The 17,267-nt window shown below is 72.3% G+C and carries 14 protein-coding genes; all 14 read left to right on the top strand.

The annotated features are described in order from the left end of the window. Positions 1 to 48: 48 nt before the first annotated feature. The 14 genes from D9R02_RS04595 to D9R02_RS04530 all read left to right on the top strand — a co-directional run bounded on the left by D9R02_RS04595 (position 49) and on the right by D9R02_RS04530 (position 17,113). On the top strand, positions 49 to 1,218 hold the full coding sequence (locus D9R02_RS04595) for a tRNA (adenine-N1)-methyltransferase (protein WP_121566436.1): 1,170 nt from the start codon (positions 49 to 51) through the stop codon (positions 1,216 to 1,218). After that, complete coding sequence (gene arc, locus D9R02_RS04590; protein ID WP_121566435.1) at positions 1,211 to 2,920, top strand: proteasome ATPase; 1,710 nt, start codon at positions 1,211 to 1,213, stop codon at positions 2,918 to 2,920. The genes D9R02_RS04595 and arc overlap by 8 nt, the downstream gene beginning before the upstream one ends. After that, complete coding sequence (gene dop, locus D9R02_RS04585) at positions 2,917 to 4,611, top strand: depupylase/deamidase Dop (RefSeq protein ID WP_121566434.1); 1,695 nt, start codon at positions 2,917 to 2,919, stop codon at positions 4,609 to 4,611. The genes arc and dop overlap by 4 nt, the downstream gene beginning before the upstream one ends. Positions 4,612 to 4,778: 167 nt before the next feature. Further along, positions 4,779 to 4,985, top strand: coding sequence for a ubiquitin-like protein Pup (locus D9R02_RS04580; RefSeq protein ID WP_121566433.1), 207 nt, complete (start codon positions 4,779 to 4,781; stop codon positions 4,983 to 4,985). 4 nt (positions 4,986 to 4,989) lie between these two features. Beyond that, positions 4,990 to 6,399 carry a Pup--protein ligase gene (gene pafA, locus D9R02_RS04575; RefSeq protein ID WP_121566432.1) on the top strand — a complete coding sequence of 470 codons (1,410 nt, stop codon included), beginning with the start codon at positions 4,990 to 4,992 and terminating at the stop codon, positions 6,397 to 6,399. Between the two features lie 112 nt (positions 6,400 to 6,511). Continuing rightward, the gene (locus D9R02_RS04570; protein ID WP_121566431.1) at positions 6,512 to 7,498 is read left to right on the top strand and encodes an FKBP-type peptidyl-prolyl cis-trans isomerase; all 987 of its coding nucleotides are present in this window, start codon (positions 6,512 to 6,514) and stop codon (positions 7,496 to 7,498) included. Positions 7,499 to 7,564: 66 nt separating this feature from the next. Then, complete coding sequence (locus tag D9R02_RS04565) at positions 7,565 to 7,960, top strand: FKBP-type peptidyl-prolyl cis-trans isomerase (protein WP_019310641.1); 396 nt, start codon at positions 7,565 to 7,567, stop codon at positions 7,958 to 7,960. Next, positions 7,961 to 10,180 (top strand): WYL domain-containing transcriptional regulator, encoded by a 2,220-nt coding sequence (locus tag D9R02_RS04560; RefSeq protein WP_121566430.1) that lies wholly within the window; start codon positions 7,961 to 7,963, stop codon positions 10,178 to 10,180. A 25-nt stretch (positions 10,181 to 10,205) separates the two neighbouring features. Then, a complete protein-coding gene (locus D9R02_RS04555; RefSeq protein ID WP_121241200.1) occupies positions 10,206 to 10,586 on the top strand; it encodes a hypothetical protein in 381 nt (126 codons plus the stop codon). Then, positions 10,570 to 10,905 carry a Sec-independent protein translocase subunit TatA gene (gene tatA / locus D9R02_RS04550; RefSeq protein WP_121566429.1) on the top strand — a complete coding sequence of 112 codons (336 nt, stop codon included), beginning with the start codon at positions 10,570 to 10,572 and terminating at the stop codon, positions 10,903 to 10,905. Before D9R02_RS04555 ends, tatA begins: the two co-directional genes overlap by 17 nt. Positions 10,906 to 11,013: 108 nt before the next feature. Further along, the gene (gene tatC, locus D9R02_RS04545) at positions 11,014 to 11,925 is read left to right on the top strand and encodes a twin-arginine translocase subunit TatC (RefSeq protein WP_121566428.1); all 912 of its coding nucleotides are present in this window, start codon (positions 11,014 to 11,016) and stop codon (positions 11,923 to 11,925) included. A 61-nt stretch (positions 11,926 to 11,986) separates the two neighbouring features. Then, the gene (locus tag D9R02_RS04540) at positions 11,987 to 14,815 is read left to right on the top strand and encodes a DEAD/DEAH box helicase (RefSeq protein ID WP_121566427.1); all 2,829 of its coding nucleotides are present in this window, start codon (positions 11,987 to 11,989) and stop codon (positions 14,813 to 14,815) included. A gap of 49 nt (positions 14,816 to 14,864) precedes the next feature. Continuing rightward, positions 14,865 to 16,184: an amidohydrolase family protein gene (locus tag D9R02_RS04535; protein WP_121566426.1), complete on the top strand. Its 1,320-nt coding sequence runs from the start codon at positions 14,865 to 14,867 to the stop codon at positions 16,182 to 16,184. 188 nt (positions 16,185 to 16,372) lie between these two features. Beyond that, the gene (locus tag D9R02_RS04530) at positions 16,373 to 17,113 is read left to right on the top strand and encodes a polyprenol monophosphomannose synthase (protein WP_121566425.1); all 741 of its coding nucleotides are present in this window, start codon (positions 16,373 to 16,375) and stop codon (positions 17,111 to 17,113) included. Positions 17,114 to 17,267: the final 154 nt, after the last annotated feature.

The raw sequence follows: 17,267 nt of genomic DNA, 5'->3' as shown, positions 1-17,267 counted from the left end.
CCCCCGAGCGGAAGGGCCCGCGCCGGTTGGCCGCGCCGCGCAGCGCCCGTGCGCGGCGCGGCCAACCGGCGCGGGCCCTTCCGCTCGGGGGAGCGCGTCCAGCTCACGGACGAGAGCGGGAAGATGACCACCATCACCCTGGTGGACGGCGGGGAGCACCACACGCACCGCGGGGTGCTCACGCACGACCAGCTGATCGGGCAGCCCGAGGGGACCGTGGTGAGCAACACCGCCGGCATCCAGTACCAGGCGCTGCGCCCCCTGCTCAAGGACTTCGTGCTCTCCATGCCCCGCGGCGCGGCGGTGATCTACCCCAAGGACTCGGGTCAGATCGTGACCATGGCGGACATCTTCCCGGGCGCCCGCGTGGTCGAGGCCGGGGTGGGTTCGGGTGCGCTGAGCATCTCCCTGCTGCGCGCCGTGGGGGACGAGGGCCGCGTGCACTCGTTCGAGCGCCGTGAGGAGTTCGCGGAGATCGCGCGCGGCAACATCGAGACCATGTTCGGCGGCCCGCACCCCGCGTGGGAGCTGAGCCTCGGTGACCTCGCGGAGGAGCTCGGCGCCACCGAGGAGCCCGGCTCCGTGGACCGCGTGATCCTGGACATGCTCGCACCGTGGGAGTGCCTGGACGCCGTGGCCACCGCACTCGCCCCCGGCGGTGTGGTGATCTGCTACGTGGCCACCGTGCCGCAGCTCTCCCGCGTGGCCGAGGCCATGCGGGCCGATGGCCGCTTCACCGAGCCGGAGGCGTCCGAGACCATGGTGCGGGGCTGGCACGTCGAGGGTCTCGCGGTGCGCCCCGACCACCGCATGGTGGCCCACACGGGCTTCCTCATCCAGTCCCGCCGCCTCGCGGACGGCTCGCCCCGCCTGGCCCCCAAGCGCCGCGCGTCCAAGAGCGAGTACACGGAGGAGGACCTGCAGGCCTGGACCCCGGTGGCACTGGGTGAGCGGATCGTCTCGGACCGCAAGCTGCGCCGCGCGGGCCGGGATGCGGCGTCGTTGGCGCAGCACGCCGCCCGCGCGCACCAGCAGATCGACGCCGCGGACGACGACGCCCGGACCGCCCCGAGCGCCGCACCCACCGTGGACCGCGGGGAGCCTGCCGTCACCCCGGCCGAGGGGACGCACGACGTCGAGCACGATCGTGGCACGCAGGGCGCGCACGATGGGACGGACGGACGGGTGTCCGACGGCGAACGGGGCCGTGATGACTGAGCCCAGCCACGAGAACGGTTCCGCCGCCCCGCGGCCACCCGCCACCGACCCCGTGCAGCGCCAGGTCAACCTGCTGCGGGACCAGAAGCGGAACCTGGACCGGCAGGCCGCCGAACTGAGCACGCAGAACCAGAAGCTCGTGCGGCTGCTCAACGCCTCCCGGCAGGAGATCGTGAGCCTCAAGAAGACCCTGGCCGCAGAGGCCGAGCCGCCCGCCACGTACGCCGTGGTCCTGCAGGTCAACCACGGCCGCCGGCCCGTGGGAGAGGCCACCGGGGACGGACCCGTGGTCACGGGCCCCACGGTGGACGTGCTGGCCGCCGGGCGCCGGATGCGCGTGGCCGTGAGCCCGCTCGTCTCGTTCGGCGCGTGCGAGCCCGGTCTCGGGGTGCTGCTCAACGAGAACTACGTGGTGGTGGCACTGCTGGACTACGAGCGCACCGGCGAGGTGGCCACCGTCAAGGAGGTCGTGGACCACGACCGCGTGCTGACCGTGGGCCGCTCGGACGAGGAGCGCGTGCTGCTGCTGTCCGGCCGGCTGCGGCGCGAGCGCCCGAAACCCGGGGACGCCGTGACCGTGGACCACCGCACCGGATTCGCCCTGGAACCCGTGGCCCGCACGGATGTCGAGCAGCTCGTCCTCGAGGAGGTTCCCGAGGTCCGCTACACGGACATCGGAGGTCTCGGCCCCCAGATCGAGGCGATCCGCGACGCCGTGGAGCTGCCCTACGTGCACCCCGAGATCTTCCGCGAGCACGGCCTGCGCCCACCCAAGGGCATCCTGCTCTACGGCCTCCCGGGCAACGGCAAGACCCTGATCGCCAAGGCCGTCGCCCGCTCCCTTGCGGAGCGCTCCGCGGCGAAGGCCGGGCGCTCGCGGGCCGAGGGGTACTTCCTCAACATCAAGGGTCCCGAGCTGCTGGACAAGTACGTGGGGGAGACCGAGCGCCAGATCCGCTCGATCTTCGCGAACGCCCGTGAGCAGGCCGCTCGCGGGGTGCCCGTGGTGGTGTTCTTCGACGAGATGGACTCGCTGTTCCGCGTGCGCGGCTCGGGGCTGTCCTCGGACGTGGAGACCACGATCGTGCCGCAGCTGCTCACCGAGATCGACGGCGTGGAGCAGCTGGACAACGTGATGGTGGTGGGTGCCACCAACCGCGAGGACATGATCGACCCCGCCGTGCTGCGCCCCGGCCGCCTGGACGTGAAGATCCGCATCGACCGCCCCGACAGGGAGGGCGCGCGGGAGATCTTCTCCCTCTACCTCACCGAGGACCTGCCGCTGCGGGACGAGGACGTGGCCCGGGCCGGTTCGCGCGCCCGGGCCGCCCAGGAGCTGGTGAGTGCCGCGGTGGAGCGCATGTACGCGCGGGAGCCGGGCACGGAGTTCCTGAGCATCGCCTACCGGGACGGCACCCACGAGACCCTCTACTTTGCCGACTACGCCTCCGGCGCGGTGATCCGCAACGTGGTGGACCGCGCCAAGAAGCAGGCCGTCAAGACGCTGCTGACCACCGGTCGGCGGGGGATCACCGCACAGCACCTGGTGGCGGCCGTGGACGAGGAGTTCCACGAGCAGCAGGACCTGCCCAACACCGAGGACCCCGAGGACCGGGCCCGGCTCACCGGGCGCCGCGCGGACTCGATCGAGAGCGTGCGGATGGTCACCCACCGTGCGGAGGCGGCGGGGGAGCAGGCATGACGGTTCGGCGGATCATGGGCAGCGAGACCGAGTTCGGGGTGCTCGCGCAGGGCCAGCCGGACGCGAACGCCACGGTGCTCTCCACGCGCGTGGTCACCGGCTACGCCTCCTGGGTCGCACGACGCCGCTCGGAGACCGCGCGCGCCGGTGCGGCCACGCGCGGGGCCGGGCCGGGCGGCGTCGTGGGAACGGGATGGGACTACGGCTCCGAGACCCCGCTCGCGGACGCCCGGGGCTTCACGGTGGCCCGCGAGGACGCCCACCCCTCGCAGCTCACGGACGAGGCACCCGAGCTGACCGCGGAGCAGATCGCGGCGGAGGCCATCAGCGAGTCCGCGCTCTACACCGAGGACATGGACTGGCGCCGGGTGGTCATGAACACCGTGATCCCCAACGGCGCGCGGGTCTACGTGGACCACTCCCACCCCGAGTACTCGTCCCCGGAGGTCACCAGCCCGCGGGACGCGCTCACGTGGGACGCCGCTGGGGACGTGGTGGCGCACCGCGCCGTGCAGCTGCTCGCGGAGCAGGCTGCGGGCTCGGGGTCAGCACCCGTGAACCTCTACAAGAACAACACCGACAACAAGTCCGTGTCCTACGGCGCGCACGAGAACTACACGGTGGACCGCGCCGTGCCCTTCGAGCGCATCACGGCGGCGCTGCTGCCGTTCTTCGCGTCCCGCCAGGTGGTCTGCGGCGCCGGGCGCGTGGGCCTCGGCGTGGACGGCTCCCACCCGGGCTTCCAGCTGAGCCAGCGCGCGGACTTCTTCGAGCGCACGGTGGGCCTGGAGACCACGATCCACCGCCCCATGGTCAACACCCGGGACGAGCCCCACGCGGACGACTCCCGCTACCGCCGGCTGCACGTGATCATCGGGGACGCCAACCTCTCCCACACGGCCACGCTGCTGAAGTTCGGGACCACGTCCCTGGTGCTGAATCTGGTGGAGCACGACCGCGTCCCGGACCTCGAGCTCGTGGACCCCGTGGCCGCGCTGCAGGCCATCAGCCACGACCCCACCCTGGCCACCACGGTGGCCCTGCGGGACGGCCGTCAGCTCACGGGGGTGGCGCTGCAGGGCGCGTACCTGGACGCCTGCGCGGAGCTGGAGCGCGAGCTCGCCCCCGAGGGTCTGGACGAGGACACCGCGCAGGTGCTCGCCCTGTGGGACGAGGTGCTCACCGACCTCGCCGCGGACCCGGCCCGCCTGGCCGACCGGCTGGACTGGGCCGCCAAGTACGCCCTGCTCAGCGCGTACCGCACGCGGGACGGGCTGGCGTGGGACGATCCGCGCCTCGTGGCCATCGACCTCCAGTACGCGGACGTGCGCCCGGACAAGGGGCTCCACCACCGGCTGGTCGCCTCCGGGAGGATGCGCACCCTCGTGTCCGCCGAGCGGATCGAAGCGGCGGCGGACACCCCACCCGCGGACACCCGCGCGTACTTCCGCGGCACCGCGGTCGCGCGGTACCCGGAGGCCCTGGCGGGCGTGGGCTGGGACACCGTCAACGTCACCTTCCCCGGCATCCGGCGCGGTGCGCGGATCGCGATGCCCGAGCCCCGGGACCTCACCCGCGCGGTGAGCGAGCAGTGGTTCGACGCTCCCGACGCCGAGCAGTGGGTGCGCACGGTGGCACGCCACCGGCCCGCGCTCGTCACGGGCAGCGACATCGGCCCGCCCGGCGGATAGCCCGCGGACCGCCCGTCACACGGCAGGCCCGCCGCGCCGGGGGCCGCCACGCGGCAGGAACCGCGGCTCCCCACGGGGCGCGGCGGAACGGAGCTCGGGAACCCCGGGCCCGGGACGTCCGCACGAACCCCGCCCCACCCACGACCACCAGCACCCCAGGAGGACACATGGCACAGGAACGCATCTTCGGCACCGGCTCGCGTCGCGAGGAGGAGCCCGAGACCCCGGGTCCGGTGGACCCGCCCGTCTCCAGTGCCGCGCAGGCGCAGCGGGACACCCAGGGCACGGACGACCTGCTCGCCGAGATCGACGGTGTGCTGGAGACCAATGCGGAGGCCTTCGTCAAGGGCTTCGTGCAGAAGGGCGGTCAGTGACGCCGTGGACCGCAGGATCTACGGCATCGAGACCGAGTTCGGCCTGACCCACAGCGCCCCCGAGGGCCCAGCACTGAGCGCCGACGAGGCCGCCCGACGCCTGTTCGCGCCCGTGCTCGCGTGGGGGAGGGCCTCCAACGTGTTCCTGCCCAACGGCGGGCGGCTCTACCTGGACGTGGGCTCCCACCCCGAGTACGCGACCGCCGAGGCCGCCACGCTGCACGACGTCGTGGCCCAGGACGCCGCGGGGGAGCGCATCGTGGACGAGCTGCGCGCCCAGCTCCAGCAGTCGCTCGACGCCGAGGGCGTGGCCGGTACCGTGCACCTGTTCAAGAACAACGTGGACTCCGCGGGCAACGCCTTCGGCTCCCACGAGAACTACATGATCGGGCGCAGCACCGAGTTCTCCCGGCTGGTGCAGCACCTGCTGCCGTTCCTGGTGACCCGCCAGATCCTGGTGGGGGCCGGAAAGGTGCACCCGTCCGGCCCGCCGGCCTTCGGCGCGTTCGCCCCGGGGGACGGTTCTGCGAGCTACTCGTTCTCGCAGCGCGCGGACCACATCTGGGAGGGGTCGTCCTCCGCCACCACGCGCTCGCGGCCCATGATCAACACCCGGGACGAGCCCCACGCGGACGCCCAGCACTACCGCCGGCTGCACGTGATCACGGGCGACTCGAACATGTCCCAGACCACCACGGCGCTGAAGATCGGGGCCACGGACGCGCTGCTGCGCATGATCGAGGCGGGGCAGATCCTCCCGGACCGCACGCTCGCGGATCCGGCCTCGGCGCTGCGCCAGGTCTCGCACGACCTCACGGGCACCGCCCGGCTGGAGCTCGCGGACGGCTCGACCCGTTCGGCGCTCGGGCTGCAGCACGAGTACCTGGAGGCTGTCTCCCGCTTCACGGAGCGGCACGGGGCGCACCACGACCGTCTGGGCTGGGTGCTGGAGCTCTGGGAGCGCGGGCTGCGAGCCGTGTCCGAGCAGAACCCCGGCCTCGTGGACCGGGAGCTGGACTGGGCCGTGAAGAAGAAGCTGCTGGACTCCTACGCGGCTTCCCACGGCATGGACCTGTCCCACCCGCGCATCGCGCAGCTGGACCTGGCCTACCACGACACCTCCGCCACGCACGGGCTGTTCCACATGCTCGAGCGCCGGGGAGCGGTGGAGTCCTTCGTGACCCCCCAGGACGTCTCGCGCGCCGTGGAACAGGCACCGGAGACCCGGGCCCGGCTCCGTGGGCGCTTCGTGGCCGCGGCCCACGCCGCCGACGTGAACCACACGGTGGACTGGGTGCACCTCAAGCTCAACGGCCCGAACTCGCAGCGCACCAGCACGTGCAAGGACCCGTTCGCCACCACGCAGCCGGACGTCGAGGAGATGATCCGGGACCTCGCGACCGGGGCCGTCTGAGCACCCCGCGCCACGCGCGCGGCCTGGTTCCGTGCGCGTTCCCAGCCACGCACCACACGAGTCCTCTACATTGGACCGCAGCCACACCCCGTTGACGAAAGGTCACCCCGTCTTGCGAAAGATCATCCCCGTCGGCGCCACCGCCGTCGCCATGTCACTGCTGCTCACCGGTTGCGGCTCCTCCGGCTGGGACTCCGTGGAGATGACCGAGGACCCCGCTCCGGGCAAGGCCCCCGCCGTGACCTTCGAGACCCCCATGAAGGTCGAGGAGACGCAGACCAAGGTCCTCAAGGAGGGCGGCGGGTCCGAGATCGACGCCGGGGACAACATCATGCTCCAGGCCGCGCTCTACAAGGGCTCGGACGGCTCCTCCCTGGGGGACACCTACAGCAAGGGCGCCGGTCAGGTGCTCACGGTCAACGACCAGCTCAAGGAGTCCCTGCCGCAGATGTACGACGCGCTGTCCAACGCCCAGGAGGGCGAGGTCATCGCCTACAGCTCGCCGGAGACGAGCGGCAAGGCGGAGGACGGCGACGACTCCACCTCGGTCGAGGTGTACGAGGTGACCAAGAAGCTGCTGCCGCCCCTCAACGAGGAGATGAAGACCCCCGCCAAGGGCATGCCCAAGGTCACGCAGGACGACAAGGGCACCCCCACCATCCAGAAGCCCTCCGGCCCCGAGCCCACGAAGCTCAAGACGGACGTGCTGATCGAGGGCGACGGGGAGACCGTCTCCGCCTCCGACACCGTGGTGGCCAACTACGTGGGGGTGCGCTGGGAGGACGGCAAGCCCTTCGACTCCTCCTACGAGAAGGGCACCCCCGTGTCCTTCCCGCTGGACAACGTGATCGTGGGCTGGAAGGAGGGTCTCGCCGGTCAGAAGGTGGGCTCCCGCGTGGAGATCGTGATCCCCACGTCCAAGGCCTACGGCACGGAGAAGGAGCTCGGGAAGGACGCGCAGTACCCCGCCGGCTCCCTCGTGTTCGTGGTGGACATCCTCGGACGCACGGACACCCCGGATCCCGCGAAGCAGTCGCCGAGCACGGCCCCGTCCGCGAGCTCGGCACCCAGCGCGGGGGCGTCCTCCTCCGGCAGGTGAGGGGCGCTACACTAGGCCCTCGGCAACGCCCCGCACCGCCGGGGTCCTCGACGAAAGGTAGAGCCCGTGTCATTCGGACAGCGCAAGCTTGATCGTTCCAAGCCCGAGGTCGACTTTCCCCAGGACCCCGTGCCCACCGAGCTGCGGATCGTGGACGAGATCCAGGGCGCGGGCAAGGAGGCCACCCCCGGCGCCACCGTGTCCTGCCACTACGTGGGTGTCACCTACTCGGGCGGCGAGGAGTTCGACGCCTCCTGGAACCGCGGCGAGCCCCTGGACTTCACGGTGGGCATCGGCCAGGTCATCCAGGGCTGGGACCAGGGTCTGCTGGGCATGAAGGTGGGCGGGCGGCGTCGTCTGGAGATCCCCTCCGAGATGGCGTACGGCAAGCGCGGCGCGGGGGCGCAGATCGGCCCCGACGAGGCCCTGATCTTCGTGGTGGACCTGCTCGACGTCCGCTGAATGCCGCGCCACACCGGCGAGGCGGCACGCCGTTCGACCACGGCGTCCGCCGAGCGTCTGCTGAACCTGCTGATCGCGCTGCTGGACCGTGAGTCCGGCTACACGCGCGAGCAGCTGCGCGCCATCGTGCCCGGCTACGACCGTGCGGGCAACCAGGACGCGTTCGAGCGCATGTTCGAGCGCGACAAGGCCCACCTGCGGTCCCTGGGGTACCCGGTCGAGGAGATCCCCGACGACGACCCCTGGGCCTCCGACGCCCAGCTGACCCCGCGCTACCGCGTGCCCCGCGGCTCCTACAACCTCCCCGAGGTGCGCTTCAGCGCGGAGGAGTCGGCGGTGCTCGCCGTCGCCGCGGACGCCTGGAACGACGCCGCCCAGGACCGGCTCGCGCGGCGCGCCCTGGACAAGCTCGAACCCGCGCTCAGTGCGGAGGTCACGCCCGGGCGGGACGTCCAGCCCACCGTGGCGGTCGCGGACCCCGCGTTCGAGCCCCTGCTCTCGGCGGTGCTCGCGCACCGGACCGTGCGCTTCGACTACGTGGACCGCACGGGGGCCTACTCGCGGCGCACCGTGCAACCGTGGGGCGTGGGCTCGCGCTACGGCGCGTGGTACCTCGCGGGCTGGGACACGGACCGGGGTGCCCAGCGCACGTTCCGTCTCTCACGGATCATCTCCGAGGTCGCGGTGACCCGCGAGGGGTTCGAGCCGCCCCGCGACTTCTCGATGGGTGGGCAGCTGGCCCGGATGGTCAGCCAGCCGCCGCAGCTGCGCGTGGTCGTGTTCGTGAGGCAGGGCGCGGGTCAGCTGCTGCGCCGGATCGCGACGCCCGCGGCGGCGTCGTGCTGGCGGGCACCCGAAGGCTTCGACGCCGTGGAGCTGGCCGTCCACGACACCGAGTCTGCGGCCGAGCACGTGTGCGCCGCCGGCCCGGACGCGTGGGTCCCGCGCGCCTCCTCCGCGCCCGAGGACGCCGCGTGCACCGTGGACGAGCAGACCCAGGCCGTGGTCGCAGAGGCCGTGGCCCGCAGGCTCGAGGACGCCCGCGCGTTCCAGGCCCGCATGGGCGGCGTGTCCGTGCACTGGGGCAAGCAGCGCCGCCAGGGCGCGGCCAAGGCCAGCACCGAGCACCACCTCGCGCGGCTGCTGCACATCGTGCGCCACGTCTACGCCCACCAGGGCGCCGAGCTCGAGGAGACGGCCCGGCACTTCGGCATCACGGACGCCGAGCTGGTCAACGACCTGCAGACCCTGTTCGTGTGCGGGCGCCCCGGGCACCTCCCGGACCAGCTCATCGACGCCTCGTGGGACGACGGCCACATCTACCTGGGCAACGCACAGGAGCTCTCCGAGCCGGTGCGGCTCACGGTCCCCGAGGCGAGCGCCCTGCTCATGGGCCTGCAGACCCTGCAGGCGGTGCCCGGCGGCGACAGCCGCGTGGTCCGCTCCGCCATGCAGAAGGTCGCCACGGCCGCGGACGCCCTCCCGCTCGCGGACGCCCTCGCCGCACCGGAGGGCGACGCCGCCGCGGAGCCGCGGGACAGCGCCCTCGTCGCCGAGCTGCGCCGTGCGATCGCCGAGGGCCGGCGGGTGCGGCTGCGCTACCTCGTGGCTTCGCGCGACGAGGTCACGGAGCGGCTCGTGGACCCGGTGCGGATGATCTTCTCGGACGGCCACCAGTACCTGCGCGGGTGGTGCCTGCAGGCCAACGGGCCGCGCACCTTCCGGGCGGACCGGATCGTGGGCTGCGAGGACGCGGGGGAGGCCGAGGCGCACCCCCGCATGGAGTCCGAGGTGCGCTCGAGCATCCAGCCCGCCAAACGGCGGCCCGTGCAGGCCGTGGTGGTCACCGACCGCCGGGGCCGGTGGATCGTGGAGCACTACCACGCCAAGCGCTACGTGGAGGTCTCTGTGCCGGAGCTCGCCCCGACCCACGGACCCGCGGCCGCCGGAGCATCCGGGGAGGCCGCCGAAGGTGCTGCCACGGTGTCCTCGGCGAACTCCCAGGCGGGGGGCGCGGCACGGCCGAGGGCACCCCGGGGACCGCGTCCGCTGCCGGAGTTCGTGGCGGCTGAGGTGGACTTCCCCACGCTCGATGCCCTGTCGTCGCTGGTCACCCGCCACGCCGGCCACGTGGGAGTGGTGTCCCCGCCCGAGGCCGTGGCCGCGGTTGAACAGTGGCTGAACAGCAGTGGTCCGGGCGGCACCACGCAGCCGAGCTGACGCCCTGGTGCCTATACTGATGAGCATGCTCTGGTGGATGTGGATCGTGCTGTGGACCGTGGTGGTCCTGGCCAGCGCCGCATTCGTCGCAGGACTGCTCTACCGGCTGCTCACGCGGCACGTGGTGCCTGCCCTGGACGAGCTCGAGCGCAGCGCCACCGAGTTCTCGGAGCGCTGGAACTCCGCCTCCCAGGGGCAGCCCGCGCCGTTGCGCGCACCCGCACCACCCGCCATGTTCACCCCGGTGAACGACACCCGCGCCGCGTACCGCAGCGGCCGGGACCAACGACAGACGGCTCGCCTCATCCGCCGGATGCAGCGCAAGGACGCCCAGGGACTGCCACAGCGCTACCGGGACGTCCTGCGAGCCGAACAGAAAGGACTCCGAAATGGGCCGCTTGTTTGACAGTCCCGTGACCGTCGTGCTGATCCTCGTGGTCATCCTCCTGCTCTTCGGGGCGCCCAAGCTCCCCGGGATGGCGCGCAGCCTGGGCCAGTCCATGCGCATCTTCAAGTCCGAGGTCAAGGAGATGAAGAAGGACGACGACCCGAACGTGACCGTCAACGGCCAGCCCGCCGCGGACGGCCAGCCCGTGGCCGGCGCCCCGGCCCAGCAGGCAGCTCCCGCGCAGCCGCAGGCCCCCGCCCAGCCGGCCGCACCGGTCCAGCCCCAGGTCACCCAGCAGGCACCCGTGGTGGACCAGAACCAGCGGCCCACCGCCTGAGGCGCGGCCTCACAGGACACGGGCCGGGCCGCACGGCTCGTCCCCGTGTGCATGACCAGAACGCTCCGGCAGCCCGGGTGGGCGGCCCGGCAGAGAAGGCAGGGACCCATGTCCAGCACGGACTCCGAGACCCCGGCACGCGCCGCGCGTCCATCGCGCCGCGACCGCCGCAAGGTCACGTCCCGTCGGCACAACCCCCAGGCCCAGATGGCCCTCAAGGAGCACCTGAGGGAGTTCCGCAACCGGCTGTTCAAGTCCGCGGCGGCCACCGTGGTGGGGGCCGTGCTCGGATTCATGGTGTACGAGCCGTTCATGCGGTACATCACGGAACCGCTGCAGCGCCTCGCCGAGTCCGGGCGCACCGCCACCATCAACTACTCCTCGGTGGGCGGCTCCTTCAACACCATGGTCGAGGTCTCCATCGTGCTGGGGCTCATCATCGCCTCACCCGTGTGGCTCTACCAGCTGTGGGCGTTCATCACCCCGGCGCTGCACAAGAAGGAGCGCCGCTACGCCCTGGGCTTCCTGGCAGCGGCCATCCCCCTGTTCCTGGGCGGCTGCGCGATCGCCATCATCACCCTGCCCACCGCGGTCTACGCCCTCACGGCGTTCACCCCCGAGGGCGGCGCCAACTTCGTGGAGGCCGGAACCTACCTGCGGTTCTTCCTCCAGCTCATCCTCACGTTCGGCATCTCGTGCGTGATCCCGGTCCTGCTGGTGGGGCTCAACATGATGGGCCTGCTCTCCGGGCGCTCCGTGATCAAGTCCTGGCGGATTGTGGTGGTGATCGTGCTCGTGATCGCGGCCATGGCGGCACCGGGTCCGGACCCCATCACCATGGTGTACCTGGCCGTGCCGCTGCTCGCACTGTTCTTCGTGGCCGCCGGGCTGTGCCTCTACCTGGACCGGCGCAAGGCCAGGCGCCAGGCGCGGCAGGCCGAGGCCACGGGGGCGAGTGCCGACCGCGGAACCTCGGCGGAGGAGTTGCGCTCCCTGGGCAGCACCGCCGTGGAGGGCTGAGCGCTCCCACGGGACCCGTCGCGGCGTCGAGGGTGTCTGGGCCACCGCGTAGGCTGGAGCCATGTCTTCCCCCGCCGACCGGTACACGGCCGCCAAGGCTCGCGCGGCCCACGCCAGCACCGAACTCTCGGCCTTCGAGCACACCCTGGACTTCGAGCTGGACCCGTTCCAGCTCCAGGGGTGCAGGGCCCTGGAGGAGGGGCGGGGCGTGCTCGTGGCCGCTCCCACGGGTGCGGGCAAGACCGTGGTGGGGGAGTTCGCCATCCACCTGGCCCTGCAGCAGGGGAAGAAGGCGTTCTACACCACGCCCATCAAGGCGCTGAGCAACCAGAAGTTCCATGAGTTCTCCCGCCGCTGGGGCTCCGAGCGCGTGGGTCTGCTCACGGGGGACACGTCCGTGAACTCCGAGGCGGACGTGGTGGTCATGACCACCGAGGTGCTGCGCAACATGCTCTACGGCGGCTCGGCCACGCTCAGCAACCTGGGATTCGTGGTCATGGACGAGGTCCACTACCTCGCGGACCGCTTCCGGGGCGCGGTGTGGGAAGAGGTCATCATCCACCTCCCGGAGCACGTGCAGCTGGTGTCCCTGTCCGCCACCGTCTCCAACGCGGAGGAGTTCGGCGCGTGGTTGGACGACGTCCGCGGCAGCACGGACGTGGTGGTCTCCGAGCACCGCCCTGTCCCGCTGTGGCAGCACGTTCAGGTGGGGCCGCAGCTGATGGACCTGTTCGTCGACGACACCACGGTGGAGGAGGCAGCCCAGCGCCACTCGGACAAGCACCGGGACGAGCCCGCGGTGAACCCCGAGCTGCTGCGGCTCTTCCGCACCCAGCATCCCCGTGGCGGGCGTTCCGGGGGCCGGGGCCCGGGACACCGCAACCGCCGCCGCGGCGGCGGGCACCGGCAGGAGCCGCGCACCGGCCGTCAAGACCGGATCTCCCGCCCGCACCTGCTGCGCAGGCTGGACGCGGAGGCGCTGCTGCCCGCCATCACCTTCATCTTCTCCCGTGCCGGGTGCGACGCCGCCGTGGGCCAGTGCGTGGCCGCGGACCTGTGGCTCACCACGCCCCAGGAGCAGCGCACCATCAAGGCCTACGCGGCGGAGGCCACCGCGCACATGTCCACCGCGGACCTCGCGGCGCTGAACTACGAGGACTGGTACCACGGGCTGATCCGCGGTGTCTCCGCCCACCACGCCGGCATGCTGCCGGTGTTCAAGGAAGTGGTGGAGCAGCTGTTCTCGGAGGGGCTGATCAAGGCCGTCTTCGCCACCGAGACCCTGGCGCTGGGGATCAACATGCCCGCCCGCTCCGTGGTGCTCGAACGGCTGGACAAGTTCAACGGCGAGGCCCGTGTGGACATCACCCCGGGGGAGTACACCCAGCTCACGGGTCGCGCTGGCCGGCGGGGCATCGACGTCGAGGGCCACGCCGTGGTGCTGTGGCGCGACGGCATGAATCCCCAGTCCGTCGCGGGGCTCGCGTCCACCCGGACCTACCCCCTGAACTCGAGCTTCCGTCCCACGTACAACATGTCCACCAACCTGATCGCGCGCTACGGGGCCAAGCGCTCGCGCTCGATCCTGGAGACCTCGTTCGCCCAGTTCCAGGCCGACCGCTCCGTGGTGGGCATCGCCCGGCGTGTGCGCTCCCAGGAGAAGACCCTGGCGGCCTACCGCGAGGCCATGGACTGCCACCTGGGGGACTTCGGGGAGTACGCCGCGCTGCGCCGCGAGCTCGCCGCCGAGGAGAAGTCCGCGAGCAGGTCCCGCACCGCACGGGAGCGCAACGACGCCGCCGTGGCCCTGCAGGACCTGCTGCCGGGCGACGTGATCGACATCCCCCAGGGCCGCAACGCGGGCTGGGCCGTGGTGCTGCGGGCGGACGCCCACCCGTTCGACCCCCGGCCGCACATCCTCACGGTCGACGGCAAGCTGCGTCGCGTGGGCGTCAACGACCTCGACGGCTCCCTGCAGCCGGAGTCCCGGATCCGGATCCCCAAGAACTTCTCGGGCAAGTCGCCCCAGGAGCGCAAGGACCTGGCCTCCACGGTGCGGGCCGCGCTGCGGGAGCACCGCCCCGCCCGGGCCGGGTCCGGGGGCCACTCCATCCGCTTCGACCGCGGCACCTCCGCACGGGACCACCGCATCGAGGACCTGCGGCGCCGGCTGCGGGCGCACCCGTGCCACGGCTGCTCGGACCGGGAGAACCACGCCCGCTGGGCCGAACGCGCGTGGAAGCTGGAGAAGGAGACCGAGGGCCTGCGCCGGCAGATCGCCGGGCGCACGGGCAGCATCGCGGCAACGTTCGACCGCGTGTGCGCGGTGCTCTCGCACTTCGCCTACCTCCGGGAGGACGAGTCCGGGCAGCTGCAGCCCACCGCCGCGGGAGAGCAGCTGCGGCGTCTGTACGGCGAGCGTGACCTGCTGCTTGCGCTCTCCCTGCGAGACGGCTTCCTGGACGGTCTGGACGCCCCCGGACTCGCCGGGGTCATGACGGCCCTGGTGTACCAGCCCCGGCGGGAGGACCAGGGGGCGCGCCCCCAGCTGCCCACCGCCCACATGGACGCCGCCGTCCAGACCCTGCTGCACAACTGGTCCGTGCTCTGCGCCCAGGAGGCCGAGCACCGGCTGCCCGTCACCGCGGCCCCCGAGCTGGGACTCGCGGAGGCCATGCACCGCTGGGCGCGCGGGGCGACCCTCACGCGGACCCTCACGGGCACCGACCTCGCGGCCGGTGACTTCGTCCGCTGGGCCAAGCAGACCATCGACGTCCTGGACCAGCTGCGCGGCGTGCACGGGCTGGACCCCGCGCTGCGGGACACGGCCCACGAGGCCATCGAGTCCGTGCGCCGCGGCGTGGTCGAGTACAGCGTCTTCGAACAGTAACCAGCATCCGGCGCCGGGCCACCCTCCGCGCCGGACCGAAGGGAATCACGTGACCGCACCCCCATCCCGCACCCGTGTCTGGACCAACGGCTCGGTGTACTCTCCGGCGGACCCGTTCGCCACGGCCATCCTCATCTCCGGTCCCACCGTGGCGTGGGTCGGTTCCGACGACGCCGCCCGGGCCATGGCGGGCCCGGACGTGACCCCGGGGGACCTGCGGGCGGCCGTGGTCACCCCGGCGTTCGTGGGGCACCACCGCGTACCGCCGATGGAGCGCGGCACATCCGGCATGGACAACCGGTGCGAGGACACCGCGGGTGCCGCCGCCCAGGGCAGTGCCGATGGAGGCGGAGCCGACGGTGCTGCCAACGCTGGTGAACCGTCCCGCCCTGCTTCCGAGGGGGTCCCGGCCTGTCCAGCTGCCGAGGGCATTCCGGCCCCGCACGCGCTGCCCCGTGCCTGCCAGGGCTACGGAGCCGTGGAGCTCGTGAGCTGCGATCCCCGCGCACTGGACCAGGCGGCGGCACGCGTCGCGGCCGACGGGGTCCGGTCTCTGCCCATCCTCATCAGGGCCGCCTCGTCCGAGGAGGCCCTCGATCCCTCCACGCTGCCCTCGTCCACGCTCGGATTCGACGCCGCGGCCTTCGACGACACGGACTCGCTGCGCACGGCAGCTCGCGAGCACCTCCTGGCCTGCACGCGTGCCGGGCTGCAGGCGGTCCTCCTCCTCCCGCACGCCTCCGAGCCGGTGGAGTCCCCCGCGCAGACGGCGGCGGGCGGGGCGGTGTCGTCGGCCGGGGCACGCGTGCACGCATTGCTGGACGCGGCCGCCGAGGCGCAGGACAGCACGGGACAGCGGGCCTTCCGGGCACGCGGGCACCGCCTCGTGGGGGTGGGAGGCCTCGACGACGCCCAGTGCGAACGGCTCGCGACCCTTGGCCTCGCGGCGTCCTGTTACGCCGGGGTGGCGCCCCTGCGCGAACTTTCTCGAGCGGGGGTGCCCGTGACGCTGATGACGGACGCGGCGAACCCCTGGTCCGCCGTGAAGACCGCCCTGGAGGCACCCCACGAGCGGCTGCGGACCTCGGCGCGGGCCGCCTTCCTGGCCCTGACCCGCGGCGCCTGGCGCGTCCAGCCCGGAGCGGCCCCGCTGGCGGGGCAGCTCGCGCCGGGATCGGAAGCGACCCTCGCGGTCTGGGATGCGGAGTCCGTTATGGTGCAGCAGGCCGAGGGGACGGGATCCTCGTGGAGCACGGACCCGCGGGCTCGCACACCCGTGCTGCCCGCGCTCGACGATGCCCGGCTGCCCCGCTGCGAGGCCACGGTGGTCGCCGGGACCCTGGTGAGCGGGGACGAGCCGCGCCCCTGAGCACGGGGGCGCCGTGTTGGCCCTGACCTCCCCTGAGGTTAGACTGAGTTCTTACTGCCGGGTGGGTCCATCCGTCCTTAGAAAACAGAGATCGACCTCGTGTCCTCTCTGGTCCGAAGGCGGATGGGCCTGCCCAGTGGTCTGTCCGGGCCCGGTGCCCGGCTACCTGCGGCATGAAAGGACGCCCGGTGCGAGTTCTCACCATCATTCCCACGTACAACGAACGTGAGTCGTTGCCCACGGTCATCACGCGGCTGCGAGCGGCGGTGCCGGACGCCCACGTCCTGATCGCGGACGACAACAGCCCCGACGGCACCGGGGACCTCGCAGACTCCCTCGCAGCACGGGATGCGAACATCCACGTGCTGCACCGTGCCCGCAAGGAGGGCCTGGGCCCGGCGTACCTCGCCGGCTTCGCCTGGGGACTGGAGCACGGCTACGACGTCCTCGTGGAGATGGACGCGGACTGCTCGCACCAGCCCGAGCAGCTCCCGCTGCTGCTGGACGCGGTCGAGCGTGGCGCGGACATGGCCATCGGCTCCCGCTACGTCCCCGGAGGACGCACCGAGAACTGGCCGCTGCAGCGCCAGCTGATCTCCCGCGGCGGAAACCTGTACTCGCGGATCCTGCTGGGAACCGGCATCCACGACATCACGGGCGGTTTCCGCGCCTACCGGGACACCACCCTGCGTGCCCTGGACCTGGATTCCGTCCGCTCGCGCGGCTACTGCTTCCAGATCGACCTCGGCTGGCGTGCCGAGCGGCTGGGATTCACGATCGTGGAGGTCCCCATCACGTTCGTGGAGCGTGAGGAGGGCGTGTCCAAGATGAGCAACGACGTCACCATCGAGGCGGCCACGAGCGTGGCCAAGTGGGGGCTCACCGCCCGCGCGCAGACGCTCGCCCGCAAGCTCGGCCGCCGCGGCTGACGACTCCCGGTCCGCGCGTCAATCCTCTGACCGGAGCGCGGACCTCGTCCCTGCCCGGCCTCTCGGCGTCCCGGAACGGACGTGGGCGCGGCCGTGCGGGTCCGCCCCGCACTTCGGCTCCCGTGCCGAGCCGGTCTGCTGCCAATCCGGTCTG

Source organism: Kocuria rhizophila (assembly GCF_003667225.1).
GTDB lineage: Bacteria > Actinomycetota > Actinomycetes > Actinomycetales > Micrococcaceae > Kocuria > Kocuria rhizophila.
This window is presented reverse-complemented; position numbering and strand designations above follow the sequence as displayed.